Raw genomic sequence first — 12570 nt, forward strand, 5'->3', positions numbered from 1 at the left:
AGCCAGGGCCGGGAGACCCGGTTTGTATGGGGGGACGGGCGCCGCGGCACGACGTCAGATCCCCGCGCGGACGGGCGTCCCGGGGCGCGGGGACGGTGGGCGAGAGGATGCTGATGGTTGTTCCGGGCGAGGACGTGACGACGCTCGTCGACACCGGCCGCTACCCGCTGGCCGACCCGTCCGACCCCGCCCGGGCCGAGGTCGTGGCCCGCGTCCGGGCCGACCTGCGCGCCGACGGGTGCAGCGTGCTGGCCGACTTCGTCCGCCCCGAGCGCCGCGAGGAGCTGCGGCGCGAGTGCGCGGCGGTGGCGCCCTCGGCGCACACGGAGATCACCACGGTCAACGTCTACAACACCGCGCCCGACCCGGCGCTGCCCGCCGGCCACCCCGCCCGCACCACGATGCGCCGGGAGAACGCCTTCGTCGCCCGCGACCTCATCCCGGCCACCGCCGCGGTGCAGCGGCTGTACTCCAGCCGGCTGTTCCGCCGCTTCGTGGCCGACTGCTTCGACCTGCCCGAGGTGCACGAGCTGGCCGACCCGCTGTCCGCGCTCTGCCTCAACGTCCTCGAACCCGGGCGCGGCCACCCGTGGCACTTCGACACCAACGAGTTCACCGTCAGCCTGCTGACCCAGCGGCCGGAGTCGGGCGGGGAGTTCGAGTACAGCGCGAACATCCGCTCCGCGGACGCGGAGAACCTCGACGGCGTGCGGGCGGTGCTGGAGGGCCGCGCCGCGCCGCCCCCGCGGCTGCTGTCGCTGCGACCCGGCGACCTGCAGCTGTTCCGCGGCCGCTACTCGCTGCACCGCGTGCGCCCCGTCGTCGGCTCGACCGCGCGGCACAGCGCGATCCTCGCCTACAGCACGCACCCGGGGGTGCTCGGCACGGCCGAGCGGACCCGGCAGCTGTTCGGCCGCCTGGCGCCCGCGCACGAGGCGCCCCGACCCGCTGTGCGGGTCGACAGCCTCCTGGACTGACCGGCCCCGATCCCGCCCGCCGCCCGGCAGGCGCCCCGAACCCCGACCCGAGGACCCGATGCACGCCAGCCCGGAACTGTCCCCCCGCACGTTCGGCAACGAGGACCTGCTGCCGCGGGTGCCGCTGCCGACGCTCGAGGAGACCCGCCAGCGCTTCCTGGAGTGGTGCTCCCCGCTGCTCACCGAGGAGCAGGTCGCCGCCACCGAAGCCGCGCTGGCCGACTTCGCCGCCCCCGACGGCCCCGGCCCGGTGCTGCACGCCGCGCTGCAGCGCTACGACGCCACCGAGGGCGTGCACAGCTGGCTGGACGAGTTCTGGGAGGACCGCTACCTCGGCAGGCGCGACCGGATCGCGCTCAACGCCAACTTCTTCTTCCTGTTCGCCGACTCCGCGCAGGGCCAGGTCGCGCGCGCGGCCGGGCTCGTCGCCGGCGCGCTCGCCTACAAGCTGCTGATCGACGCCGAGGAGCTGGCCCCCGCCGTGCAGCGCGGCCGGCCGCTGTCGATGGAGCAGAACCGCTACCTGTTCTCGGCCTGCCGGATCCCCGGCGAGCTGCGCGACACCGCCCGCACCCCCTACACCGCGGAATGGCCCGGGCCCTCGCGCGAGCGCCACATCGTGGTGTTCCACCGGGGCAACGCCTACCGGCTCGACGTGATCGGTGAGGACGGGGCGCCGCACACCGTCGAGGAGATCGAGGCGGGCCTGCGCGCGGTGACGGCCGCGTCCGAGGTGTCCGGGCCCGGGCCCGGGGTGGGCGCGCTGACGACCAAGGCCCGCGCCGAGTGGGCCCGCAGCCGGGCCCGGCTGCTCGACCACGACCCGCGCAACCGCACCGCGCTGGACACCGTGGAGACCGCGCTGCTGTGCGTGTGCCTGGAGGACTCCACGCCGGCGGGGCCGCGGGAGGCCGGCGACCAGCTGCTGCACGGCGACAGCCGCAACCGCTGGTTCGACAAGAGCATCTCGCTGATCGTCTTCGCCGACGGCACCGCGGGCTACAACGGCGAGCACTGCCGGCTCGACGGCACCACCGTCATCGCCTTCCTGGACACCCTGCTCAGCCGCCCCGCCCACGAGCTGTCGCGGACCTCGGGGGCCCGGTCGCAGGGCGCGCCCGACTGGGCGCCGGTCGAGTTCGCGCTCGACGACGACCTGCGCGCCGACATCGACGCCGCGGCCGTCGACTTCACCGCCTACGCCGCCGACACCGCTTCGGCGACCGTCGCGGTCGAGGGCTTCGGCGCCGAGCGGGCCAAGCAGCGGGGCATGTCGCCGGACGCGTTCGCCCAGATGTCCTTCCAGCTCGCCCACCACCGCTCGCGCGGCCGGATCGGCGCGACCTACGAGTCGATCGCCACCCGGCAGTTCCGCAACGGGCGCACCGAGGCGATGCGGGTCGTCACCCCGGAGGTCGTCCGGTTCGTCGACGCCATGGCCGACCCGGGCGCCGACGCCGCCACCCGCCGCGCCGCCCTGCGCGCCGCCGCCGACGCGCACGTGCGGCGGGCCCGGGAGTGCCAGGCGGGCGACGCCCCCGAGCAGCACCTGTGGGAGCTGCAGATGATCGCCCGCCGGCACGGCGCCGAGCTCGGCGTGACCGGCCCGCTGCCGCTCTACGAGAGCCCCGGCTGGCTGGTGATGCGCGACGACTACCTGAGCACCAGCGCGGTGCCCAGCCCGCACGTCCGCTACTGGGGGTTCGGTTCGACCAGCCTGACCTGCATCGGCGTCGGCTACGCGCTGCTGGGAGACCGCTTCCACATCTACCTCAGCACGCCCCGCTCGGTCCGCGCGCAGATGACGGCGTTCGCCGCGGAGCTGCCGCGCGCGGTCCACGAGCTGGACGCGCTGCTCGCCGGCGACTGAGCCGCTCCCCCAACCCCGCCAGCCGAGAGGACAGAACCGACACGAGAGGAATGCCCTTGCTCGACGACGACGCCCTGACCGGAACCAGCAAGACCGACTTCACCGACATCTACACGCAGCCGGACCCGCGGGCCTACTTCAGCGCGCTGGTCGGGCTGGAGTACCAGATCCCGCAGCGGGCGCTGCCGGTCGTGGAGGCCGTGCTCGCCGGCGCGCAGACCACGGGCGGCCCGCGCACCGTGCTCGACCTGTGCTGCTCCTACGGCATCAACGCGGCGCTGCTGCGCCACCGGCTCGACCTCACCGACATCGCCGCCCGGGCGACCGACCCGGACCTCGCGGCCCTGCCGCCCGCCGAGCTCATCGAGGCCGACCGGCGGTTCTACGCCGACCACCTGCGCCGGCCGGAGCTGACCGCGCTCGGGCTCGACGTCTCCGCCCCGGCGATCGACTACGCCCGGGCGACCGGCCTGCTCGCCGACGGCTGGGCAGAGGACCTGGAGGCCGCCGACCCGTCGCCCGAGCTGGCCGCGGGCGTGGCCGGGACCGGGCTGGTGGTGTGCACCGGCGGCGTCGGCTACATCGGGCACCGCACGTTCGAGCGCCTGCTCGGGGCGCTGGACGACCCCGGCGACCTGTGGCTGGTGGTGTTCGTGCTGCGGGTGTTCGACTACGCCGACGTGGCCACCGCGCTGGCGGAGTTCGGGCTGGTCACCGAGCAGGTCGAGGGCGAGACGTTCGTGCAGCGCCGGTGCGCGGACGACGGCGAGTTCGACGCCGCCAACACCGACGTCGCCCGCCGCGGCCTCGACCCGACCGGGCGCGAGGCCGACGGCTGGTACCACGCCGACTGCTACGTCACCCGCCCCGCCGCGGCGGCCGCGGCGACGCCGCTGTCGGAGCTGCTCGCCGGGGTGGGGGCCGGCACGGGCTGAGCTTCGCGGGCTCAGGCGTCGGTGACCTCGATCGTCAGCTCGGCGCCGCCGAGCTCGCCGAGCAGCTCGCCGTCGCGCACCCCGCCGGTCACGTCCACGGTGACCCGCTGGCCGGCGCCCGCCCGCGAGCCGATGATCAGCCGGGCCAGCTTGCGCTCGAGCTCCCGGTTGATCGTGCGGCGCAGCGGGCGGGCGCCGAGCTCGGGCTCGTGGCCGTGCTCGGCGAGCCAGTCGACCGCGGCGTCGGACACGTCCAGGGCGATCTTCTGGGCGGCCAGCCGCTGGGCGGTGCCGGCCAGCATCAGCCGGGTGATCCGGCGCAGCTCGTCGCGCCCGAGCGCGTGGAACAGCACGATGTCGTCGATGCGGTTGAGGAACTCCGGGCGGAAGTGCGCCCGGGTGGCGGTCAGCAGCTGGTCGCGGACCTGCTCGACCGGCTGCCCCGCCGCCGCGGCGGCCAGCAGCCGGTCCGCGCCCAGGTTGCTGGTCATGATCACGACGGTGTGGGTGAAGTCGACCGTGCGGCCGTGGGCGTCGGTGAGCCGGCCGGCGTCGAGCACCTGCAGCAGGGTCGCGGTGACGTCGGCGTGCGCCTTCTCGACCTCGTCGAGCAGCAGCACCGCGTACGGGGTGCGGCGCACGGCCTCGGTGAGCTGCCCGGCGTCGTCGTAGCCGACGTGCCCGGGCGGCGCCCCGACCAGGCGCATCGCGCTGCCCTTGTCGGAGTACTCGCTCATGTCGAAGCGCAGCAGCGCGTCGACGCTGCCGAACAGCGCCTCGGCCAGCGCCCTGGCCAGCTCGGTCTTGCCGACCCCGGTGGGCCCCAGGAACAGGAACGAACCCACGGGCCGCTCCGGGTGTGACAGGCCCGCCCGGCCGGCGCGGACCGCGTCGGCGACCGCCTCGACCGCCTCGTCCTGCCCGACCACCCGCAGGTGCAGCAGCTCCTCCAGCTCGAGCAGCCGGTCGCGCTCGCCCGCGGTCAGCCGGGCCACCGGGATGCCGGTGCTCTGCGCGACCACGGCGGCCACGTCGTCGGCGGTGACGGTGGGTTCGGCCGAACCGCCCGGCGGCGGCTCGGTGGCTTTGGTGAAGGCGACCGACGGGCCGGAGCCGCCCGCGGCCACCTCGGCGGCCTCGATCTCGCGGGTGAGCAGGTGGGCGCGCTCGTAGTCCTCGGCGTCGACGGCCACGTCGCGGGCCCGGCGCAGCTGGTCGAGGCGGTCGTCGCCGGGCTGGGCGGTCGGCGGGGCGGGCTCGTCGACGGGCGCCTGCGGCGCGCTCGCCGACGTGCCCGTGTGCCGGATCCGGGCGCGCGCTGCGGCCCGGTCGACCACGTCGATGGCCTTGTCGGGCTGGAAGCGGTCGGTGACGTAGCGGTCGGTCAGCTCCGCCGCCGCGACCAGCGCCGCGTCCTCGATCCGCACCCCGTGGTGCTCGGAGTAGCGCCCGGCCAGCCCGCGCAGGATCTCGATCGTGCCGGCCACCGACGGCTCCGGGATGCGGACCGGTGCGAACCGGCGCTCCAGCGCCGGGTCGCGCTCGATGTGGCGGCGGTACTCGCCCGCCGTCGTCGCCCCGATCATCCGCAGGTCGCCGCGGGCCAGCGCGGGCTTGAGGATCGACCCGGCGTCCATCGGCGCGCCCTCCGCCGAGCCGGCTCCGACCACCGTGTGCAGCTCGTCGACGAACAGCACGATGGAGCGGTCGGCCCCGGTCACCTCGTCGATGACCCCGGTCAGCCGCTTCTCGAACTCGCCGCGGTACTTGGTGCCCGCGACCATGCCGGCGAGGTCGATCGAGACGACCCGCACGCCGTGCAGCGCGGCCGGCACCTGCCCGTCCACCACCCGCTGGGCGATGCCCTCGACGATCGCGGTCTTGCCGACGCCGGGGTCGCCCACCAGCACCGGGTTGTTCTTGGTGCGCCGCGACAGCACCTCCAGCACCTGCTCGATCTCGGTGTCGCGGCCGATCACCGGGTCGAGCCCGCCCGCGGCGGCGGCCGCGGTCAGGTCGCGGCCGAACTTGTCGAGCTGGGGGGTGCGCGCCCCCCGGCCGCCGTTGCCGCGCGTGGGCCGGTCGGGACGCGGCAACGCGTCGCCGAAGGTGCTCTCCAGGTTCTCGAACAGCCGCTCGAACAGGTCGTCGAACGGGCCGCCGGGACCGGGGCGGTCGTCAGGCACATGCACCTCCGTGGGACTCCACCCCCGATGGTGCCCTGTCGCGGCCGTTCGCGCCGCAGCCGGTGACGCCGGGCTCAGTCCTGGGACTGCGCCGCGCGCAGCTCGGCCAGCCTGGTCTTGAGCCCGGTGTCCCGGTTCAGCGGGTCGTGGGCCTCGTCGAGCGGGGGCTGCCCGGCGATCCCCACCGCGTTCAGCGTGTCCAGCATGTCCACCAGGTGCGCGATGCGGGCCTCCTGGTCGTCGATCGGCTGGCCGCCGTCGGCCAGGTCGAGCGCGCGGTCGACCCAGATCAGCTCGACGTGCAGCTCCGCGCGCATCAGCGCGCCGCGCAGCCGGGAGCGCACCTCGTTGCGCGGCAGGCCCGCCCACCCGGCGACGGTGTCGGCGGGCTCGGGGAAGAGCCGGTCGTTGCGGTCGAGGTGGTGCAGCTCCAGGGCGTAGGCGTGCCCGTGCGCGCAGTACCGGCACCCGTTGAGCAGCGAGATCGCCACGCAGGCGAGGTGCGTGCGCAACGGGCCCAGCGCGCTCACCGCCCGGTCGAAGCGGCGGCTGGTGCGCAGCGTCCAGCGCAGCGCCTTCACCGGCCCGAGGTGCTCCACCAGCGCCGGCATGATCTCCGGCGGGAAGCCCCACCGGCGGCGGCCCAGGTGCTGCAGGACCCTGACCGCGGCGCGGTCGAGCCGGTTACCGGCCATCGTCGACTCCCTGCGGGGCGGGGTGGGGTCATCGTCGTCGATGTGCGCGGGTAACCGCTCCGCCGCGCCTGCGGGCCGGGGGTCGGCCGGTTCGGCGCTCGCGGTGGCGGACGAAGGTGGCACGGGAGCCTCGCAGTGGTCGGGGAACGCACACTCCGTCGTGTGTCCTCCCCGTCGCGACCGCGCCGGGCGCACCGGGTCGAGCACCCCGGTCGAGCACCCGGTCGATCACTGCGGGAAGCACCTGCCCGAACAGTCGTACGGGCGGGGCAGCAGTGTTACACCGACGGTGACCGCGCCGCAGCGGCGAGCCGGGTGAACCACTCGATCAGGTGGGTCCCGCGCCGTCGTCGGCGAGCCACGCGTAGGCGGTCTGGCGGGAGATCCCCAGCGCCCGCGCCATCGCCTGGATCTCCAGCCCGTCGCGCTTGCCGTCGCGCAGCAGCTCCCGCTGGCGGGCCCGCAGGTCCTCGACGCGGTCGGCCACCTCCCGCATCTCGGCCAGCAGCGCCTCGGCGGCCGGCCCGGCGCCCGCCCGCGACCTCCCCGCGCCCGGCCGCGGGAAGGCGCGTACCTGCTCGGCGTCCCAGACCCGCCGCCCGGCCGCGTCCCGCTCGGGCAGCGCGGCCGGAGCCTGCCCGCGCGAGACGTAGCCGAGCCAGGTGCCGGTCTTGACCCCCCACGCGGCCGCGCACTCGTCCGCCGTGAGCACGGCCGCGGCCGGGCTCACCAGATCCGCACCCGCTGGTCCAGCGGGGTGAACAGGGCGTCGGACTCCCGCACGTCGAACGCCTCGTGGAAGGCGTCGAGGTTGGTGACCACGGCGTTGCAGCGCAGCTCCGGCGGGGAGTGCGGGTCGATCGCCAGCCGGCGGATCGCCTCGGCCTCCCGGGTGACCGCCCGCCACACCTGCGCCCAGGCCACCAGGACGCGCTGCACGCCGGTGAAGCCGTCCAGCACCGGGGCCCGCTCGCCGTCGAGGGCGATCTCGTAGGCCTTCAGCGCGATGGTGAGACCGCCCAGGTCGCCGATGTTCTCGCCGACGGTCAGCGCCCCGTTGACCTTGTGCTCGGGCAGCCCGGCCGGGGACAGGCCGTTGTACTGCTCGATCAGCGCCTGCGCGCGGCGGTCGAACTCGGCCCGGTCGGCGGCGTCCCACCAGTCGGTCATGGCGCCGTCGCCGTCGTACTTGGAGCCCTGGTCGTCGAAGCCGTGGCCGATCTCGTGGCCGATCACCGCGCCGATGCCGCCGTAGTTGGCCGCGTCGTCGGCCTCGGCGTCGAAGAACGGCGGCTGCAGGATCGCGGCCGGGAACACGATCTCGTTCATCCGCGGGTGGTAGTAGGCGTTGACCGTCTGCGGCGTCATCAGCCACTCGTCGCGATCGACCGGGCGGCCGATCTTGGCCAGGTCCTGGTCGCTCGACCACGCCGCGGCGCGCAGCACGTTGCCGACCAGGTCGTCGGCGCGGATCTCCAGCGCCGAGTAGTCCTTCCACTTCTCCGGGTAGCCGATCTTGGGCGTGAACCGCGACAGCTTGGCCAGCGCGCGCTCGCGCGTCGCCGGGCCCATCCAGTCCAGGGAGCTGATCGACTGCCGGTACGCCTCGACGAGGTTGGCGACCAGGGTGACCATCCGCTCCTTGGCCGAGGCCGGGAAGTGCCGCTCGACGTAGAGCTTGCCCACCGCCTCCCCGACGGCGCCCTCGACCAGCGAGACCCCGCGCTTCCAGCGCTCGCGCAGCTGCGGGGTGCCCGACAGGGTGCGGCCGTAGAAGGCGAAGTCCTGCTCGACGATCTCCTCGGTGAGGTAGTCGGCCAGCGACGACGCCGTGCGCACGGCGAGCCAGGCCTTCCACTGCTCCAGCGGGCGCTGGGCCCACAGCTTCGCCGCCTCGGCGACGAAGCTGGGCTGCATGACGACGAGCTCGGCGAAGGCGTCGTCGGCGCCGCCGATCGCGGTCAGCCACGGGTCCCAGTCGAAGTCCGGGGCGTGCTCGCCCAGCTGCGCGAGCGTCATCAGGGTGTAGGTCTTCTCCGCGTCGCGGGTGCTGACCCGGTCCCAGGAGACCGCGGCCAGCGCGGTCTCCAGCTCCATCACCGTCTCCGCGGTGCCCGCGGGCAGCCCGACCAGCTCGGCGAGCCGGGTCAGGTGCGCGACGTAGGCGGTGCGGATCTCGGCGTAGGTGTCGTCGCGGTAGTACGACTCGTCGGGCAGCCCGAGACCGGACTGCACCACGTGCGGCAGGTAGCGCGAGGGGTCCTTGGCGTCGGTGGCCACGAACAGCGCGAACAGCGAGGCGCGCTCCTCGCGCAGCCGCCGGCCCAGCACCGCGGCCAGCTCGGCCCGGGTGCCCGCCGCAGCCACCTCGTCGAGCAGGGGCTGCAGGGGCGCGGTGCCCAGCGCCTCGATCCGCTCGACGTCCATGAACGAGGCGTACAGGTCGGCGATGCGCTGCGCGTCGGTGCCGGGCTCGCCCCGCGCCTCCTCGACGATGGCCCGCACGTCGGCCTCGGCCCGGTCGCGCAGGACCCGGAAGGCGCCGTCCTGGGCGCGGTCGTCGGGGATGACGTGGGTCTGCGCGTAGCGGCCGTTGACGTGGCCGAACAGGTCGTCCTGCGGGCGGGTGCCCGGGTCGACCCAGTCGAGGTCCAGACCGGAGCGCGTGGGCGCGGGCGAGCCGGTGGGCCGGCTCGTCGGCAGGGTCGTCATGCCCCCATCCTGCCGTGCCGCCGCGGTGCCCTGCGAGGTCGCCGCGGGTGGGGCTGCTCGCACCTCCGCGGGGAGGAGGGCGGACGGGAACGGTGAGCAGCGCCGGATCGGCGTGCCACCATCGGCGCATGACCGAGGTGATCGGCCGCCGGGTGCGTCACGCTGTGATCCGAGCCTGACGCTCGTCGTCTGCGGTGCGCCGTTGGCGAGCCGGGCGGCGGACGTCCGGGACTCCCTGGTCGACCGGTGGTCGGTGTCCGTCGTCGTGTCGGGGGCCGCCGGCCAGTGGTGCGCGGTGCCCACGACGGTCGAGAGACCGCGTCCCGACACGGTGGTCGCCTGCCCCCTGACGTTCAACTCCGCCGACAAGGTCGTCGCCGGCATCATGGACACCCCGGCGACCGGGGTGCTGTGCGACGCGATCGGAGCCGGGGCCCCCATCGTGGCGGTGCCGATGGTGAACGACCGGCTGTGGGGTCATCCGGTGTGGGCATCGACCCTGCGCGACCTGCGAGCGGCCGGGGTTCGCATGATCGACGTGCGGACCGGGGAGGTGGGGACGCCTCGGGCGGTCGTCTCGGGAACCGGGCCTGACGTGGTCGGGGCCTTCCAGGTGAGCCGGGTGATCGACGCGCTGGGCTGACCCGCAGATTGCTGCGGGTCGCAGGCAGCTGCGAGCGGCAGCGCCTTGCGGACGTTCTGCTTCGCCCATGACGTCCTGCGCGACTTCGCCGCCGCGACCCGCGAGCACGCGAAGGCCGTCGATTCGGGCATCCGGAATGAGTCGCCCACGCCCCGGGCCAGCGGCGACGCCCCCGCGCGCGCACTGTGCGCTGTCGGGTGCTACCGATACGGTGTGCGCGGACCGAAGTGCCGATGAGGGGAGCCGCGGGTGGGCGTCACGCTGGTCAAGGGCGGAAACGTCAGTCTCTCGAAGGAAGCGCCCGGCCTGACCAACGTGATCGTTGGCCTCGGCTGGGACGTCCGCACCACGACGGGCGCCGACTACGACCTGGACGCCTCGGCGATCCTGCTCAACAGCGGCGGCAGGGTCATCTCCGACTCGCACTTCGTCTTCTTCAACAACCTGACCAGCCCGGACGGCACGGTCGAGCACACCGGCGACAACCTCACCGGCGAGGGTGAGGGCGACGACGAGGTCATCAAGGTCAACCTGGCGGCGATGGCCCCGGAGGTCGACAAGATCGTCTTCCCGGTGAGCATCTACGACGCCGACGCGCGCCGGCAGAGCTTCGGCCAGGTCGTCAACGCCTACATCCGGGTGGTCAACGAGACCGACGGGCGCGAGCTGACCCGCTTCGACCTCAGCGAGGACGCCTCCACCGAGACGGCGCTGGTGTTCGGCGAGCTGTACCGGCGCGGCCCGGAGTGGAAGTTCCGCGCGGTCGGCCAGGGCTACGCCTCTGGCCTGGCGGGCATCGCCCGCGACTACGGCGTCAACGTCTGACGCCGAGGCGCCCGACCGGTCCGGGGGAGCGATGAGCGACGCGGTGTCCGAGGAGCAGACCCCGGCGCGGGCGAGCGGCCAGTTCGACGGCCGCGACCTCGGCGGCAGCGTCTCGGTCATCCTGGTCAGCACCGACGAGCCCGGCGCGGGCCCGGCGCTGCACCGCCACACCTACGACGAGACGTTCGTGATCCACCGCGGCGCGGCCGAGTTCACCCTCGGCGGCGCGGTCGCGGTGCACGGGGCGGGCGAGATCGTGGTCGCGCCGCCGATGGTCGCGCACAAGTTCCGCAACGTCGGCTCCGACCGGCTGGAGATGACCAACATCCACGCCAGCCCGGTGATCGAGACCGAGTGGCTCGAGGAGCTCCCCTGACCGCCCGGCCCCGGCTGGGCGTCGCCGACATCGGGGCGTGGCTGTTCACCTGCAACCCGCGCGAGTTCGGCGAGCTCGACGCGGTCGACGGGTTCTGCGCCCGCCCGTCCTACCGGGTCGGGCTGGTCCGCCCGGGGCAGCCGGCCGTGCTGTGGGTCTCCGGCCCCGAGGGTGCCGCACCGGCGCCCGGGATCTGGATGGTCGGCCGGACGACGGGCGCCGTGCGCGACGGCGACGGGCGCCGCCCCCGGGTGGGGCTCGCGCTGCGCGCGCTGGCCGAGCCCGTGGCGCGCGCCGAACTGCGCGCCGATCCGCGCACCGCGCGGATGGAGGTGCTGCGGGCGCCGCAGATGGGCAACCCGTCGGTGGTGACCCCGGCGGAGCTGGCCGCCATCGCCGAGCTGGTCGACGACTGGCCCTGACAGGCCGCCCACCGCGCACACCGTCCGGCACCGCGCACACCGTCCGGCACCGCGCACATGTCCGGACGGGTGCGCGGTGACCAGACGGTGTGCGCGGTGCTCGGGCGTCCGCACCGGCCGGGCCGGCGAGGCCGCGCCGGGGCCGGGGGTCAGACGATGTGTGAGCGGGCCGCGTCGTCGGAGTCGTGCAGGATCCAGCCCGGCAGCCGGATGGCCGCGTCGCCCAGCACGTCGACCAGCCGCAGCATGCGGGCCAGGTGCACGGCCGGGTCGGTGCCGACCTGGGCGCCGCGGTCGATCAGCACCGGGCGGCGGTGGCCGGCGTCGCCCAGCACGGCGTCGGCCGCGTGCCCGCGCACCGCGACCTCCCGCTCCGCCCCGGGCACCTCGGAGAGCGCGTTGTCGAGCCGGTCGGCGAGGTCGTCGTCGACGTGGTGGGTGGCGGTCGCCGGTGCACCGGCCGCGGCCAGCAGCGCGCCGCCGACGCCACCGCGCTCGCGCCACACCGCCCGGTCGCCCACGACGACCAGCAGGTAGCGGGCCCGGGACAGGGCCACCGTCCACAGCTCGGGCTGGCGCTGGGCGCGGTCGAAGCGGTGGTCGGCCCCGTCGGCCACCAGCGACAGCACCATCGCGTCGTGCTCGTGGCCCTGGAACGAGCTCGGCGTGCCCACCGCCACGCGGGGCTCCCCGGCGAACCGCCGGGCCAGCTCGTCGGCCTGGGCCCGGTACGGCGTCACGATTCCCACCGTCGCCGCCGGCGGCAGCCGCTCCAGCAGCCGGCGCGCGCACCGCACCGCCTCCTCGGCCTCGCGCGGGTTGCGCCACGACGTCCGCTGCGCGCCGCGCTCGGCGGGCCCGGGGGGGGGGGGGGGGGGGGGGGGGGGGGCGCGCCGCGCCGGGGCGCGGCCGGGGGGCGGGCGCGCGGG

12 protein-coding genes and 1 pseudogene are annotated in these 12570 nt (G+C 75.2%); 7 read left to right on the forward strand and 6 right to left on the reverse strand.

Going from position 1 to position 12570, the window contains the following annotated elements; genetic code table 11:
• Positions 1-113 precede the first annotated feature (113 nt).
• Genes KDL28_RS31485 through KDL28_RS31495 form a run of 3 tightly spaced genes read left to right on the forward strand, consistent with a single transcriptional unit; the run spans position 114 to position 3782 of the window.
• Positions 114-977, forward strand: a complete 864-nt coding sequence (locus KDL28_RS31485) for a HalD/BesD family halogenase (protein ID WP_252444373.1) — start codon at positions 114-116, stop codon at positions 975-977.
• A 58-nt stretch (positions 978-1035) separates the two neighbouring features.
• Positions 1036-2847, forward strand: coding sequence for a choline/carnitine O-acyltransferase (locus tag KDL28_RS31490; RefSeq protein WP_252444374.1), 1812 nt, complete (start codon positions 1036-1038; stop codon positions 2845-2847).
• 56 nt (positions 2848-2903) lie between these two features.
• Positions 2904-3782, forward strand: coding sequence for a class I SAM-dependent methyltransferase (locus tag KDL28_RS31495; protein ID WP_252444375.1), 879 nt, complete (start codon positions 2904-2906; stop codon positions 3780-3782).
• Positions 3783-3793: 11 nt separating this feature from the next.
• On the opposite strand, the gene KDL28_RS31500 is transcribed toward KDL28_RS31495, so the two are convergent.
• The 5 genes and pseudogenes from KDL28_RS31500 to KDL28_RS31515 all read right to left on the reverse strand — a co-directional run bounded on the left by KDL28_RS31500 (position 3794) and on the right by KDL28_RS31515 (position 9375).
• Positions 3794-5269 (reverse strand): AAA family ATPase, encoded by a 1476-nt coding sequence (locus KDL28_RS31500; RefSeq protein ID WP_372497130.1) that lies wholly within the window; start codon positions 5267-5269, stop codon positions 3794-3796.
• Positions 5270-5362: 93 nt separating this feature from the next.
• A pseudogene (locus KDL28_RS42260) lies at positions 5363-5974 on the reverse strand (AAA family ATPase); the annotation flags it as partial.
• A gap of 68 nt (positions 5975-6042) precedes the next feature.
• Positions 6043-6663: a carboxymuconolactone decarboxylase family protein gene (locus tag KDL28_RS31505; RefSeq protein ID WP_252444377.1), complete on the reverse strand. Its 621-nt coding sequence runs from the start codon at positions 6661-6663 to the stop codon at positions 6043-6045.
• A gap of 328 nt (positions 6664-6991) precedes the next feature.
• Positions 6992-7393 (reverse strand): hypothetical protein, encoded by a 402-nt coding sequence (locus KDL28_RS31510; protein WP_252444378.1) that lies wholly within the window; start codon positions 7391-7393, stop codon positions 6992-6994.
• Positions 7390-9375 (reverse strand): M13 family metallopeptidase, encoded by a 1986-nt coding sequence (locus KDL28_RS31515; protein ID WP_252444379.1) that lies wholly within the window; start codon positions 9373-9375, stop codon positions 7390-7392. The genes KDL28_RS31510 and KDL28_RS31515 overlap by 4 nt, the downstream gene beginning before the upstream one ends.
• Before the next feature lie 202 nt (positions 9376-9577).
• On the opposite strand from KDL28_RS31515, the gene KDL28_RS31520 reads away from it, so the two are divergent.
• The 4 genes from KDL28_RS31520 (at position 9578) to KDL28_RS31535 (ending at position 11641) form a co-directional block, all read left to right on the forward strand.
• A complete protein-coding gene (locus KDL28_RS31520) occupies positions 9578-10018 on the forward strand; it encodes a flavoprotein (RefSeq protein ID WP_252444380.1) in 441 nt (146 codons plus the stop codon).
• A 249-nt stretch (positions 10019-10267) separates the two neighbouring features.
• Entirely contained in the window at positions 10268-10843 is a 576-nt protein-coding gene (locus tag KDL28_RS31525; protein ID WP_252444381.1) for a TerD family protein, read from the forward strand.
• Between the two features lie 31 nt (positions 10844-10874).
• Positions 10875-11219 (forward strand): cupin domain-containing protein, encoded by a 345-nt coding sequence (locus KDL28_RS31530; protein ID WP_252444382.1) that lies wholly within the window; start codon positions 10875-10877, stop codon positions 11217-11219.
• Positions 11198-11641, forward strand: a complete 444-nt coding sequence (locus tag KDL28_RS31535; RefSeq protein WP_252444383.1) for a hypothetical protein — start codon at positions 11198-11200, stop codon at positions 11639-11641. The genes KDL28_RS31530 and KDL28_RS31535 overlap by 22 nt, the downstream gene beginning before the upstream one ends.
• A gap of 149 nt (positions 11642-11790) precedes the next feature.
• Here KDL28_RS31535 and KDL28_RS31540 read toward each other — a convergent pair.
• The coding region (locus KDL28_RS31540; RefSeq protein ID WP_256503105.1) for a C-terminal helicase domain-containing protein at positions 11791-12570 on the reverse strand (780 nt) is incomplete at its 5' end.

It is taken from the genome of Pseudonocardia humida (genome assembly GCF_023898865.1).
Classification (GTDB): domain Bacteria; phylum Actinomycetota; class Actinomycetes; order Mycobacteriales; family Pseudonocardiaceae; genus Pseudonocardia; species Pseudonocardia humida.